Below are 14,005 nucleotides of genomic sequence, written 5' to 3'. Positions count from 1 at the left end.
ATCGCCCTGCGCGAGGCGGCGACCCCGCTTGCGCCCCGCATCGCCGAGGCGGCGCCCGAGCGGCCCGCGGGAGCGGCCCAGTCGGCCACCGAGGTCGAACAGGCCTCGGGCGTCACGGTGTTCCGCCCGGCTGGTGCCACGGCCCCGGAGGCGCCGGTCATCATCCGCGTGCCGAACGCGAGCACGATCAAGCTCAACGCCGCGCCCGATCCGCGCCTGAGCGAGCGCGGGCGCCACGGCCCGCTGCCGCGGGTCGGAGAGGGCCGCCTGCGCCCCCTCGACCAGTATGCCCGCCCGGAAGAGCCCGGCCAGGGCCCGCGCATCGCGATCCTGGTGTCGGGGCTCGGCATCGGGCAGGCGGCGACCCTGGCCGCCATCGCGCGCCTTCCCGGGGCGGTGAGCCTCGCGCTCTCACCCTACGGCAGCGACCTCGAGAAGACGGCGGCCCGCGCCCGCGAGGCGGGCCACGAGATCCTGCTCCAACTCCCGATGGAGCCCTTCGACTATCCCGACAGCGATCCCGGCCCCCAGGCGCTCCTGGCGGCCTCGCGCCCGGCCGAGAACCTCGATCGGACTGCCTGGGCCATGAGCCGCTTTCCCGGCATCGTCGGCGTCGTCAACCTGATGGGGGCCAAGCTCCTGGCGGAGCCCGCGGCCCTGGAGCCGGTCCTCAAGGAGGTCGCCGGGCGCGGCCTCGGCTTCGTCGACGACGGCACCGCGCAGCGCTCCCAGGTCGGAGCGCTGGCCGGCAAGGTGAAGCTGCCGGCCGCCCGGGCCGAGGTCGTGATCGACGCCACCGCGCTGCCCGAGGCGATCGATGCCGAGCTGGCCCGGCTCGAAGCGTTGGCCCGCCAGAAGGGCTTCGTTCTGGCCTCGGGCAGCGCCGCCCAGCTCACCATCGATCGCCTCGCCCGTTGGACGCGCGACCTGGAGACCCGGGGCATCCGGCTCGTTCCCGTCAGTGTGGCCCTGCGCCAACCGTCCGTCGCGAAGCTCTCGAGCGCGACGCCCTGACGGCGGGCGCGCTCCGCAAAAACTATCAAATGATAGAATCGAGGCCGGGGCGCAGCGAAAACGGAGAGGGCGCATCGCGTCTACTCGGCGCCCGCCGTTTCGTGACGGACACTTCCCTCCGCCATTCGCGCCGCGTTGCGGTGATCGACACGATCCTTCGCAATCCCGTAACCTTTCGGTGGTCACAAATGATTGACCGCCGAGGTTCGTGCGGCTTGCAAGATCGTGTCCGGAGCACGCCGTGTCGTTTCAAACGCTGTCGATCCGCAACAAGTTGATCGCTTCCTTCGCCCTGTTGACCGGGTTCCTGCTCGGGGTCGGCATTCTAGGGCTCGTCAGCATGCAGATTCTGCGCGACGACGCTCTGACGATTGAGCGAAACTGGCTGCCCAGTGTCCGGGCACTGGGCGAGATCGACACGTTGTCGGCACGCATGAACAGCGTGATGCTGCGTCACACCCAGGCCACCGATCCGCAGATGGTGGCCGGGATGGAGAAGGATTTCGAGCGCTTCGGCACCCGGATCGCCGAGCGGCAGGCCCTCTACGAGACTCTGATCACCTCGGCGGAGGAGCGCGCGCTCTACGACACCTACCGGCGCAACCTCGCGACGTTCGAGACCGAGCGGAACATCGTCCTCGACCTGTCCCGCAAGGGTCAGAAGGCGGAGGCCTTCGCCTTCTACGAGTCCAAGGGCCTCGTCCCGCGCCGGGCGATGTCGAGCGCCCTCGAAGCGCTGGTCGCCTACAACAACCAGGGCGCCACCCTCGCCATGGCCAAGAGCGAGGCGACCTTCTGGTGGGCCCGCACGGCGGCGATCGCCGCGGTCGGGCTGGGCTTCGCGCTCTCCGTGCTGCTGGCCACGATGATCGTGCGCGGCGTCACCCGCGGCATCGCCTCGGTGGTCGGGCCGATGCAGGCCCTCGCCGCCGGCGATCACACGGTCACGGTTCCCCACCGGGGCGCCCGCACGGAGATCGGGACGATCGCCGACGGCGTGCAGGTGTTCAAGGACAGCCTGATCCGGATGCGCGCCCTCGAGGAGGAGAGCGCGGCGGCCCGCGCCGATGCGGAGGTTCAGCGCAAGGTGGGCATGCGCACCATGGCCGATAACTTCGAGCGGGCGGTCGGCGGCGTCGTCGCCCTCGTCTCCTCGGCCGCGACCGAGCTTCAGGCGACCGCCCAGGGCATGGCCGGCGCCGCGAGCCAGACCGCGACCCGGTCGGTCAGCGTGGCCGCCGCCGCCGAGGAGGCCGCCACCAACGTCAACACCGTCGCGGCGGCGGCCGAGGAGCTCGGCTCCTCCGTGCAGGAGATCAGCCGGCAGGTCAGCGGCTCGTCGATGCTCGCCCAGGAGGCCGTCGGCGAGGCGGCGCGGACGGAGGGGCATGTCCGCGAATTGAGCGAGGCGGTCGCCAAGATCGGTGACGTCGTCACGATGATCACCACCATCGCCGGTCAGACCAACCTGCTTGCGCTCAACGCCACCATCGAGGCGGCCCGTGCCGGCGAGGCGGGGCGCGGCTTCGCCGTCGTCGCCGCCGAGGTCAAGGAACTCGCCAACCAGACCGCCCGGGCGACCGAGGAGATCGTGGGCCAGATCGGCCGCATCCAGGGCACCACGGAGAACGCGGCCACGGCCATCACCCGCATCACCGGCCGCATCGAGGAGATCAGCCGGGTCGCCGCCTCGATCGCCGCGGCGGTCGAGCAGCAGGGCGCGGCCACGCAGGAGATCGTGCGCAACGTCGCCCAGGCCGCGGCGGGCACGGGCGAGGTCACCGGCAACATCGCGGGCGTGGCGGGCGCGGCCGAGGAGGCGGGCGTCGCCGCCGATCAGGTCCTGGCCGCCTCCACCGAGTTGTCGCGCCAGTCCGAGCACCTGCGCGGCGAGGTCGGCCGGTTCCTGGCCGGCGTGCGCGCGGCCTGATCCGCCCCGAGGTCGCGGCCCTCGTGCCGCGATCGTGAGGGGTCCGGCGACGGATCGCGTCGCCGCGGCGGCCAGGACGGCGTTGCCGGTGCGGCGGCGCCCGTCCTATGGTCGCGCCGCCATGACAAGCCCGAGCCGAGATCGTCCGCGCGACGAACCCCGCGTTGACCCCGCGCGCCTGCCCGATGGCGGCGCGCTGCCCTATCGCCCCTGCGTCGGGGTGGCCCTGTTCAGTCGCGCCGGCCTCGTCTTCCTCGGACGCCGCAAGAGCGAGGCCGGACCCGAGCACGTCGCCGACGGGCATGCCTGGCAGATGCCGCAGGGCGGCATCGACGAGGGCGAGGCTCCCCTCGCGGCGGCGCTTCGCGAACTCCACGAGGAGACCAACGTGCCGGCCGAGGCCGTCACGCTGCTCGCCGAGGCCCGCGACTGGCTGGCCTACGACCTGCCCCCGGATGTGACCAAACGGGCCTGGAAGGGGCGCTATCGCGGCCAGCGGCAGAAATGGTTCGCCTTCGGCCTGACCGGCGGCGAGGATGCCATCGACGTCGAGGCCCCCGGGGGCGGCCGGCACAAGCCCGAATTCGACGCGTGGCGCTGGGAGCGGCTCGAGGCGCTGCCCGACCTCATCATCCCCTTCAAGCGGCCGGTCTACGAGGGCGTCGTCGCGGCCTTCTCGGGCCTGACCGGATGGCACGCGGCGATGGGCGGAGCGGGCGAGGGCGCGTCATGAGCCGCGCGCGCGGCTGATCCGATGCGCTGGTGGTCGATTCCCCTCCTGGCGGCCCTGGCGTGGTTCGCCTACACGCTGACGCCGTTCTGGTCGCTCTACGGCTTCGCCCGGGCGGTCCAGGCGGGCGACAGCGCGGAGGTGGCCCGGCGCATCAACTTCCGGACCCTGCGCCTCTCGCTCGCCCGGCAGATCACCGCCGCGATCCGGGCTGAGAGCGGCGAGGCCGAGCCGCGGGAGCGCCAGCGCCTCCTCGATGCCGCGGCGACCCTGGCTTTGCCCGTGGTCGAGGCGCTGGTGACGCCGCAGACGGTGGTCGATCTCCTCGACGACGGCTGGCCCCAGGGCCTCGACCTCGCCGAGCCGTCCGCCCGCCACGACCGCCGCGACGGCCTGCGCGTCCCCGACCTCGCCCGGATCGGGCGCTACTACCTCGCCTCCGACATGCGCGGCTTCCGCTCGGTCGTGATCGCGGTGCCGCCGGACCGCCCGCGGCAGGAGCAGTTCCGCATCCGGATGCGGTTGCACGATTGGGGCTGGCGCCTCGTCGAGGTCGAGTTGTCCGACGAGCTGCGGGGGCGCATCGCCGAGAAAATCGCCGCTGGGGCCGCACGATTGCGTGAACGGGCCGGGCAGGACAAGGCAGCGCCCGATCCGTCCCCGTCGCCGGCCCGCTGACCGCCATGGACGCGGCGCCCGCCGCGCATAGGTGAGGGACGCCGCGGCCCGCGGTCTCGTGTCCGGAGCGTGTCCGTGGCCCAGGAATCCGCGCTCCAACCGGCGTCCGACTCCGCGTCGGCCCGCGTTGCCGCACCCGCCTCCTCCGAGTCGGGACGGCGTCTCGGACCGAGCCTGCTGCTCGGCACCCTGGGGATCGTCTACGGCGATATCGGCACGAGCCCGCTCTACGCCTTCAAGGAGGCGGTGCGGGCGGCGAGCGAGGGCGGGGCGCCGACACCGGTCGCCGTCACCGGCGCCGTCTCGCTGATCCTGTGGGCGTTGATCCTCGTCGTCTCCCTGAAATATGCCGTGCTGATCCTGCGTGCCGACAACCGCGGCGAGGGCGGCATCGTCGCCATGCTGGCCCTGCTCGGGGCGCGGCAGGCCCGGGCTGGCTCCTGGCAGGGCTGGCTCCTCGTCGTCGGCCTCGTCGGCGCCGCGCTCCTGTTCGGGGACGGGGCGATCACCCCCGCGATCTCGGTGCTCTCGGCGATCGAGGGCCTGAAGGTCGATGCGCCGGGGCTCGACCGCTTCGTCGTGCCGATCACCCTCGCCATCCTGGTCGGGCTCTTCCTCGTCCAGAGCCGGGGCGTGGCCTTCATCGGGCGGATCTTCGGGCCGGTGATGCTAGTGTGGTTCGCGGTGCTGGCCCTGCTCGGCATCGGCGGCATCCTCCAGGCGCCGCAGATCCTGAGCGCCGTCAATCCGCTGCGCGCCGTGGAATTCACCGGCCATGCCGGCCTGCATGTCGGTTTCGCCATGCTCGGCGCGGCCTTCCTGGCAGTGACGGGCGGGGAGGCGATGTATGCCGATCTCGGGCATTTCGGCGCCCGGGCGATCCGGGTCGCGTGGTTCGCCCTGGTGCTGCCGGCCCTCGTGATCCACTATTTCGGGCAGGGCGCGATCCTGCTCGCCGACCCGTCGGCGGCGGAGAACCCGTTCTACCGCCTCGCCCCGGACTGGGCCCATTACCCGCTAATCGGGCTGGCGACCCTCGCGACCGTCATCGCCTCCCAGGCGATCATCTCGGGCGTGTTCTCCCTGACCCAGCAATCGATCCAGCTCGGCTTCCTGCCGCCGATGCGCGTCGTCCACACGGCTCCGGACGAGCGCGGCCAGATCTACGTGCCGACGGTCAACTGGCTGCTGGCCGGGGCGACCCTCGCGGCGGTGGTGATCTTCCGCTCCTCCGATGCCCTGGCCGGCGCCTACGGCATCGCGGTGTCGCTGCTCATGGCGATCACGACGCTGCTCGCCGGGCTGGTCGCCCGCAAATGGGGCTACGCGCTCCCTGCGGTGCTCGCGGTCAACGGCGCCTTCCTCCTGGTCGACCTGATCTTCCTCTCCGCCAACAGCGTGAAGATCGTCGAGGGCGGCTGGTTTCCGCTGGTGCTGGCGGGCTCGGTCGCCTTCCTCATGCTGACCTGGCGCAAGGGCAATGCCTGCATGGAGGAGGCCCGGATCAACCGGCGCCCGCCGGAGGCCGCCTTCCTCGAACGGCTGCGCACCGACCCGCCGATCACCCTTCCGGGCAGCGCTGCCTTCCTGTCCTCGGCCACCGAAGGCATCCCGCTGCCGATGGTGCGCGTCGTCGACCGGCTCGGCGCGCTCCACACCCGCGTCCTGATCGTCACCGCCCTGTTCGAGGAGGCCCCGACGGTTCCGGCGGCGGAGCGGGCCGAGGTCCGCACCGTCACCCCCGACATCCGCCGGGTGATCCTGCGCTACGGCTTCATGCAATCCGCCTCGATCCCCGAAGGCCTGCGCTGCGCCGTCGCCGCCGGCCAGTTGCCGGAGGCGTTCCTGCACGATCTGACCGTCTTCGTCGGCCACGAGACCATCATCCCGGTCTCGGACCAGCGCGGCATGTCGGCTTGGCGTGAGGCCCTGTTCGCGGTGATGCAGAACAACGCCGAGCGCACCGGCGCTCATTTCTGCGTGCCGGCCGCCCAGGTGGTCGAGATCGGCACCGAGATCGAGATCTGAGCGGCCCCGCCCGCTCAATCGTCGGGCTGGCCCTTCATCCGCAACTGCGAGGCCACGCATTCGCGCATGGCGTCCTCGATGCGGGCCTTCTCCGCGTTGGCGTAGCCCGCCACGTCGTCGATGCACTTCACGAAATAGCCCGCGGTGAAGCTCTCGTTGACCGAGACGAAGGCCTTGCCGAAGCGGCTCGCGAGCTGCAGGCGGTCCATCGCCGAGCTGTCCCGCCAGGCCTGCAGCGTGTCCGTCATCGAGAGCGCGCGGGCCGGCCCCGGCAGGAACAGGGCGGCGGCCAGGACGGGAATGAAGAGGCGGCGCATTCTGCGAGATTCTCCCGGTGACGGTTTCTGTTTTTTCGATGCGCGACCGAACATTGCGCCCGCTTTCGATCGATCCGCGGCACAGGATCGGTCGCTTGTCGGGGAGATAGACCGCATCGATCGGTAAGGCAGCCGCGCGCCCGCCGCGATCTTCTTAATTTAGTCTGAGAAAGCCAGGCCGCACTCGGTCCCGGCGACGACTCATACCAAATCCGGTTGATCCCTTCGGGATGGCGGATGTGGGCTTCGCTCAAACGCCGCGCGGGCTTGCCTGATCCGGGCTCCGCTTTGATCAAGCGGAGCCCGGATCAGGCCGGCGCGCCGAGCGCGCCCGGCCCGAAGCCGAGGCAGGTTTCGACGCCGCGCGCCTCCGCGTCCGTCAGGAACACGACCAGCGCCGTGCCGCCATCGGCCGCGACCCACAGGCGGCGCGGCTCGGCGGCGGGCAGGCTGGCGTTGAGGGGGGCGAGCAGCGCCCAGTCGAAATCCTTGTCCGCCGGGAACGTGACGGGCGGGATCGGCGGCTCGGCCGCGAAGGCGATGCGGAAGCCGTGGCCGTAGGGCCCGAGATCCGGAACCGGCGTGGCCGTCACGTCGCGACAGGTCCAGGCGCCGAGCGTCACGAGGCGCCGAAACAGGTCCGTGTAGGTCTCCGGCTCGGCCCCATCGTAGCAATGGTCGGAGAACATCGTGGCGTTGGCGAACTCGTCCTCGATCCCGTCCGCGAGGCTGCGGTAGCTCCACAGGATATCGATGGCCAGGGCGTTGGGTGCCTGGAGGGTGAGGTCGCCGTCGGCCTCGTCGCCGACCGCGAATTCGGGGTGCTCGGCCATCCCCCGGGCGACCTCCCGGAGGGACAGATCCCGAAGATGCGGCCCGAGCCGAATCCCGGCCGCGAGGAGGCCCGTCAGGGCCGCCTCGACGGCGGAGACCTCGTCCTCCCTCCGCGGGTGCCGGAGCGGCGCGTCGAAGGCCGGGGCCGGTTCGGCCCGGCCGAGGAGCCGCCGGAGCCAGTCGATCATGCCCCGTCCTCCCACAGCCATGCCGCGCCCCGCACGCCCGAGGCGTCGCCGTGAAGGCTCGCCCGCACCGGCGTGTCGAAGGCGTCGGAGAAGACGTGCGGCGCGATCCGGTCGGGGAGGGCGGAGACGAGGCTCGCGATGCGCGAGAGGCCGCCGCCGATGACGATGACGTCGGGATCGAGGAGGTTGACGGTGGCCGCCATGGCCCGGCCGAGCCGGTCGAGGTAGCGCGCCAGGGTGGCCTCGGCGGCGGCGTCGCCGCTCTGCGCGGCGGCGACGATCTGTTCGCCGGTCGCGGCCTCGCCGGTCCGCGCGCGATGGTCGGCGGCGAGCCCCGGGCCGGAGAGCCAGGTTTCGATGCAGCCGCTCCGCCCGCAATAGCAGTCCGGCCCCGGGCGCTCGTCGTCGCCCGGGCGGGGCAAGGGGTTGTGGCCCCATTCGCCGGCGATGGCGTTGCGGCCCGTCAGCGCCCGGCCCTGCACCGCGAGGCCGGAGCCGACGCCGGTGCCGAGGATCACCGCCCAGACGATCGCCGCCCCGGCGCCGGCCCCGTCCACCGCCTCCGACACCGCGAGACAATTGGCGTCGTTCTCGACGCGCACCGGCCGGCCGAGGCGGGCGGCGAGGTCCTGTTCGAAGGGACGCCCGTTGAGCCAGACCGAATTGGCGTTCTTGACGAGGCCGGTCCGGCGGGAGAGCGCGCCGGGCATGCCGATCCCGATGCTGGCGCCCGCCGCCCCGGCCTCCGCCTCGAGCCGCGCGACGAGGTCGGCCACGGCGGCGACCGTGCCCGGGTAATCGCCCCGCGGGGTCGGCACACGGGCCTCCGCCCGCGTCGCCCCGTTCGGAGCCAGGGCGATCCCGGCGATCTTGGTGCCGCCGAGATCGATTCCGATCCGCAACCGTCCGGACGCGTCCAAGCCGCTACTGCGCCGCCACGGCCTTCGGGGGCGTGGTGTCGGTGTCGCCGGGCGCGGTCGGCGACTCGTCGGAGATCTCGGTGCCGATCGAGACCGGATGCGCCATGACCTGGGCGAGCTTCTCCCGGTCGAGTTCGCCCTCCCAGCGGGAGACCACCACGGTGGCGACGCCGTTGCCGATGAGGTTCGTCAGCGCGCGGCACTCCGACATGAACTTGTCGACGCCGAGCACCAGCGTCATCGCGGCCACGGGAACCGGATTGCCCGGGATGGCGGCCAGGGTCGCGGCCAGGGTGATGAAGCCCGCGCCCGTGACGCCCGAGGCACCCTTCGAGGTCAGCATCGCGACGAGGAAGATCGTCGCGTATTGCGTGATCGTGAGGTCGGCGCCCACCGCCTGCGCCAGGAACAGCGTGGTGAGCGTCATGTAGATGTTGGTGCCGTCGAGGTTGAACGAGTACCCCGTCGGAATCACGAGTCCGACGACCGAATCCGAGGCGCCGAGGCGCTTCATCTTGGTCATCATGTGCGGCAGCACGGTCTCGGAGGAGGAGGTGCCGAGCACGATCAGGAGCTCGTCCTTGATATAGACGAGGAACCTGAAGATCGAGAACCCGGCGAAGGCCGCGATGCCGCCGAGCACGACGAAGATGAACAACAGCGAGGTCGTGTAGAAGGTGCCGACCAGCCAAGCGAGGTCGATGACCTTGCCGATGCCGTACTGGCCGACCGTGAAGGCCATCGCGCCGAAGGCGCCGATGGGGGCGAGCTTCACGATGAGGCCGATGATGCGGAAGAAGACCTGGCCGGCCGCGTCGATGCCGTGGGTGATGCCCTCGCCCTTCTTGCCCATGCCGGTGAGCACGACACCGGTCAGGATCGAGATGAGCAGCACCTGGAGCAGGTCGCCGCTGGCGAAGGCGTCGAAGAAGCTCTTGGGGATGATCCCGAGCAGGTGAGCGACCGTGGAATCGGCCGCCGCCTTGCTGGCGTAGCCCTCGACCGCCTTGGCGTCGAGCTTGGTCACGTCCGCGCCGAAGCCGGCGCCGGGCTGGATGATCTCGCCGACCAGGATGCCGATCAGGAGCGCGACCGAGGAGACCACCTCGAAGTAGATCAGGGCTTTGAGGCCGACCCGGCCGACCTTCTTGAGGTCGCCGATCGAGGCGATGCCGTGCACGATGGTGCAGAAGATGATCGGCGCGATCATCATCTTGATGAGGGCGATGAAGGCGTCGCCCATCCACTTGAATGACTTGCCCCATTCCGGGCTCGCCCAGCCCACGAGGATGCCGAGCGCGATGGCGATCAGCACCTGGATGTAGAGCACCCGGTACCAAGGCACGTGAGCCGTCGGCGGCGCGGCGGGCGCGCCCGCATCATGGATTGCGGAATGGGCCATGTTTCCTCACCGATAACGCGCCGTGCAGCCTTCGCCCGGGCCAGCTGCACGGGACGCTAGTCCCATTAATCCGCCCCCTCAATGGCGCCTCGGTAGTCGGCGCCGGCTTTGTAACCGACATCGCTGTCGACAAAGTCGCGGCGCCTCTTCCGGGAATCGCGGCTCGGGCCCAAGCTCCCCGGTAGCGGCAAATCGTTCGAGGCCTTCGCGGAAATCCCGTTCCGCGCGGTCCGTCCGTCCCGGCCGTGGAGCGCCGTATCCGTGACCCTGCTCTCGCGCTTCCGGGGCGTCCTGTCCGGCCGTCTCCCCGTCCTCGGCCTCCTGTCCGGGGCCCTCTTCCCCGCCGCGCCCGCGGCGGCGACGGTCGTCGCCCGGGTCGATCAATCGGCCCAGCGGATGCAGGTCTATGTCCGGGGTGTGCTGGCCCACGACTGGCCGGTCTCGACGGCCCGGCGCGGGTTCGTGACGCCCAATGGCCGGTTCCGGGTCGGGCTGATGGCGCCGATGTGGCGCTCGCGCAAGTATCACGGCGCGCCGATGCCCCACGCGATGTTCTTCCGCGGCGGCTACGCCATCCACGGCACCGACGCGGTGGGCGCCCTCGGGCGGCGGGCGAGCCACGGCTGCATCCGTCTGCATCCGAGCCATGCCCGGGCCCTGTTCCACCTGACCCGCGCCCATGGCGGCACCCAGGTGGTGATCCGCAACTGACGGGCCGATGCGGGCCAAGGCCGCCGCCGGGCTTGTCCGACACGGCGCATCCGCGCGTCGAACCGGCTTCCACTTCGTCGGAATGCGCTCTAGAAGCGCTCCCATGCTCGGCTTGATCCCCTCGGCGTCGCGAATTACGGGCCCGGCCTCCGCGTAGGCACCGCCTCCTGGCGGCCGCCGGATGCCGGGTGAACGCGTGCTCTCCCCCTCGCCCCCACCCCGTTCCCATCTCGCCCGTCGAGCCGTTCAGAAGACGCCGGACCCGCCATGAGCGACCTGACTGCCGCCCCCGCGGCCGCCCGCGACTATTCGCGGACCCTCTTCCTGCCCAAGACCGAGTTCCCGATGCGCGCAGGGCTGCCGGCCCGCGAGCCGCTCCTGCTGGAGCGCTGGGCGCGGATCGGCCTCTACGAGGCGATCCGGGCCGCGGCGAAGGGCCGGCCGCGCTTCGTGCTGCATGACGGGCCGCCCTACGCCAACGGCAACATCCATATCGGCCACGCCCTCAACAAGATCCTCAAGGACGTGATCGTGCGCAGCCAGGGCGCCCTCGGCCGCGATGCCGATTACGTGCCGGGCTGGGACTGTCACGGCCTGCCGATCGAATGGAAGATCGAGGAGCAGTACCGGGCCAAGGGCAAGAACAAGGACGAGGTGCCGGTCCTGGAGTTCCGCCAGCAATGCCGGGCCTTCGCCGCGGACTGGCTGAACGTTCAGCGGGACGAGTTCAAGCGTCTCGGCGTCACCGGCGACTGGGACCGGCCCTACTCGACCATGGCCTTCCCGGCCGAGGCCCGCATCGCCGCCGAACTCATGACGTTCGCCGCGTCCGGCCAGCTCTATCGCGGCTCCAAGCCGGTCATGTGGTCGGTCGTGGAGAAGACCGCGCTGGCGGAGGCGGAGGTCGAGTACGAGGAGCATGTCAGCGACACGATTTTCGTGGCGTTTCCGATCCGTACCGGGGCTCCCGCGGATCTTGCGGACGCCCGCGTCGTCATCTGGACCACGACCCCCTGGACGATCCCGGGCAACCGGGCCGTCGCCTATTCCAAGAAGGTCGCCTACGGGCTCTATCGCGTCACCGCCGCGGACGACGACAACTGGGCGAAGACCGGCGACACCTACCTCCTCGCCGACGCGCTCGCCGAGGGCGTGTTCAAGGCCGCCCGCGTCGAGGGCTTCGAGCGCCTGTCCGATGTGCCGGCCGCGGCGCTCGCCGGGCTGACGTTGTCGCATCCCCTGAGCGACTTCGATCCCGGCTACGGCTTCCCCGTGCCGATGCTCGACGGCGAGCACGTCACCGACGAGGCCGGCACCGGCTTCGTCCACACGGCGCCGAGCCATGGCCGCGAGGATTTCGAGGTCTGGACCGCCAATGGCCGCCGGCTGACCGAGGTCGGCATCGAGACCCGCATCCCCTACACCGTCGATGCCGACGGGGCGCTGACCAAGGAAGCGCCGGGCTTCGCGGGGCGGCGCGTCTTCACCGACAAGGGCGACAAGGGCGACGCCAACAAGGCGCTGATCGCCGCGCTCACCGAGGCCGGCGCGCTCGTCGCCCGCGGCGTGCTCCGCCACCAGTACCCGCATTCCTGGCGCTCGAAGAAGCCGGTCCTGTTCCGCAACACCCCGCAATGGTTCATCGCGATGGACCGGCCGGTCGATGCCCTCGGGAATCGGACCCTGCGGGAGACGGCGCTCCACGCCATCGAGCAGACCCAGTGGGTGCCGCCGCAGGGCAAGAACCGCATCACCGGCATGGTCTCGGGCCGGCCCGACTGGGTGGTCTCGCGCCAGCGCGCCTGGGGCGTGCCGATCACGGTCTTCGTCGAGCGCGAGACCGGCACGGTGCTGCGCGACGAAGCGGTGAATGCCCGCATCGCGCAGGCCTTCGTCCAGGAGGGTGCGGATGCGTGGTTCGCCGATGGGGCGACCGCGCGTTTCCTCGCGCCCGACTACGATCCGGCGAACTACGAGAAAGTGACGGACGTGCTCGACGTCTGGTTCGATTCCGGCTCGACCCACGCCTTCGTCCTCGACGACCCGGAGGCCTTCCCCGGCCTCGCCGGCATCCGCCGCGCCCATGACGGCGGGCCGGACCGGGTGATGTATCTCGAAGGCTCCGACCAGCATCGCGGCTGGTTCCAGTCCTCGCTGCTCGAATCCTGCGGCACCAAGGGCTACGCCCCCTACGACGTGGTGCTGACCCACGGCTTCGTCCTCGACCCCAGGGGGGAGAAGATGTCGAAGTCGAAGGGCAACGTCGTCGCGCCGCAGACCGTCATCAAGGAATCCGGCGCCGACATCCTCCGGCTCTGGGTCGCGGCCTCCGACTATTCGGACGATCTGCGGATCGGGCCGGAGATCGTCAAAACCTTCGCCGAGACCTACCGCAAGCTGCGCAACTCCCTGCGCTGGATGCTGGGCTCGCTCGCCCACCGGGTGCCGGGCGACGACGTCCCGCTCGCCGAGATGCCGGAACTGGAGCGGCTGATCCTGCATCGCCTCGCCCAGCTCGACGGCGAGATCCGCGAGGCCTACGCGGCCTACGACACCAAGCGGATCGTGGCGCTGCTGAACGGCTTCATGACCGGCGATCTCTCGGCCTTCTACTTCGATGTCCGCAAGGACGCGCTCTACTGCGATCCGATTGCCTCGGTGACCCGGCGCGCGGCTTTGCAGGTCATCGACGAGGCGTTCCGCCGGGTCACCGTCTGGCTCGCGCCGGTCCTCGCCTTCACGGCGGAGGAGGCGTGGCTCGAGCGGTTCCCGTCCGAGGGTGGGTCGGTCCATCTCCAGACCCTGCCGGAGACGCCGGCGGCGTGGCGCGACGCTCCCCTGGCGGAGCGCTGGCAGGCGATCCGGCGGGTGCGCCGCGTCGTCACCGGCGCCCTCGAGATCGAGCGGGCGGCCAAGCGCATCGGCGCGAGCCTGGAGGCGGCCCCGACCGTGTTCATCGCCGATCCCGACCTGCTCGCGGCCCTCGACGGCGTCGATTTCGCGGAGGTCTGCATCACCTCGGCGATCACCCTGCGGGCCGGCGAGGGGCCGCCCGACGCCTTCCGCCTCGACGAGGTGAAGGGCGTGGCCGTGGTGCCCGCGCGCGCCGAGGGCCGCAAATGCGCCCGCTCCTGGCGGGTCACCGAGACGGTCGGCGCCGACCCGGCCTATCCCGACGTGACGCCCCGCGACGCGCAGGCCCTGCGCGAATGGGATGCGGCGCATCCGGAGGCGGGCGCGGCGTGAGCGCGCC

Annotated in this window: 11 protein-coding genes; 7 read left to right on the top strand and 4 right to left on the bottom strand. The window is 71.2% G+C overall.

What is annotated here, in order from left to right:
- From LW587_RS14425 to LW587_RS14405, 5 genes are all read left to right on the top strand, one after another.
- Positions 1 to 1,014, top strand: a 1,014-nt coding sequence (locus LW587_RS14425) for a divergent polysaccharide deacetylase family protein (RefSeq protein ID WP_232630285.1), incomplete at its 5' end; no start/stop codon positions are given.
- A gap of 241 nt (positions 1,015 to 1,255) precedes the next feature.
- Complete coding sequence (locus tag LW587_RS14420; RefSeq protein ID WP_232630284.1) at positions 1,256 to 2,944, top strand: methyl-accepting chemotaxis protein; 1,689 nt, start codon at positions 1,256 to 1,258, stop codon at positions 2,942 to 2,944.
- 121 nt (positions 2,945 to 3,065) lie between these two features.
- Positions 3,066 to 3,677: an RNA pyrophosphohydrolase gene (locus LW587_RS14415; protein ID WP_232630283.1), complete on the top strand. Its 612-nt coding sequence runs from the start codon at positions 3,066 to 3,068 to the stop codon at positions 3,675 to 3,677.
- A 21-nt stretch (positions 3,678 to 3,698) separates the two neighbouring features.
- Positions 3,699 to 4,352, top strand: a complete 654-nt coding sequence (locus tag LW587_RS14410) for a DUF2939 domain-containing protein (protein WP_232630282.1) — start codon at positions 3,699 to 3,701, stop codon at positions 4,350 to 4,352.
- Between the two features lie 174 nt (positions 4,353 to 4,526).
- The gene (locus LW587_RS14405) at positions 4,527 to 6,380 is read left to right on the top strand and encodes a potassium transporter Kup (protein WP_232630287.1); all 1,854 of its coding nucleotides are present in this window, start codon (positions 4,527 to 4,529) and stop codon (positions 6,378 to 6,380) included.
- A gap of 14 nt (positions 6,381 to 6,394) precedes the next feature.
- Here the strand turns inward: LW587_RS14405 and LW587_RS14400 are convergent, their stop codons facing one another.
- From LW587_RS14400 to LW587_RS14385, 4 genes are all read right to left on the bottom strand, one after another.
- Positions 6,395 to 6,697 carry a hypothetical protein gene (locus LW587_RS14400; RefSeq protein WP_232630281.1) on the bottom strand — a complete coding sequence of 101 codons (303 nt, stop codon included), beginning with the start codon at positions 6,695 to 6,697 and terminating at the stop codon, positions 6,395 to 6,397.
- 308 nt (positions 6,698 to 7,005) lie between these two features.
- Positions 7,006 to 7,719: a hypothetical protein gene (locus LW587_RS14395; RefSeq protein WP_232630280.1), complete on the bottom strand. Its 714-nt coding sequence runs from the start codon at positions 7,717 to 7,719 to the stop codon at positions 7,006 to 7,008.
- The gene (locus tag LW587_RS14390; RefSeq protein WP_232630279.1) at positions 7,716 to 8,621 is read right to left on the bottom strand and encodes an ROK family protein; all 906 of its coding nucleotides are present in this window, start codon (positions 8,619 to 8,621) and stop codon (positions 7,716 to 7,718) included. The genes LW587_RS14395 and LW587_RS14390 overlap by 4 nt, the downstream gene beginning before the upstream one ends.
- Positions 8,622 to 8,643: 22 nt before the next feature.
- A complete protein-coding gene (locus tag LW587_RS14385; RefSeq protein ID WP_232630278.1) occupies positions 8,644 to 10,041 on the bottom strand; it encodes a dicarboxylate/amino acid:cation symporter in 1,398 nt (465 codons plus the stop codon).
- Between the two features lie 261 nt (positions 10,042 to 10,302).
- Here LW587_RS14385 and LW587_RS14380 point away from each other — a divergent pair, with 261 nt between their 5' ends.
- A complete protein-coding gene (locus LW587_RS14380) occupies positions 10,303 to 10,752 on the top strand; it encodes a L,D-transpeptidase (RefSeq protein ID WP_232630277.1) in 450 nt (149 codons plus the stop codon).
- 267 nt (positions 10,753 to 11,019) lie between these two features.
- On the top strand, positions 11,020 to 13,998 hold the full coding sequence (gene ileS / locus LW587_RS14375) for an isoleucine--tRNA ligase (protein ID WP_232630276.1): 2,979 nt from the start codon (positions 11,020 to 11,022) through the stop codon (positions 13,996 to 13,998).
- The last annotated feature ends 7 nt before the right edge of the window (positions 13,999 to 14,005 follow it).

Source organism: Methylobacterium sp. Leaf118, from assembly GCF_920984675.1.
GTDB lineage: Bacteria > Pseudomonadota > Alphaproteobacteria > Rhizobiales > Beijerinckiaceae > Methylobacterium.
The sequence above is the reverse complement of the archived record's forward strand: the minus strand, read 5'-3'. Positions and strand labels throughout refer to the sequence as shown.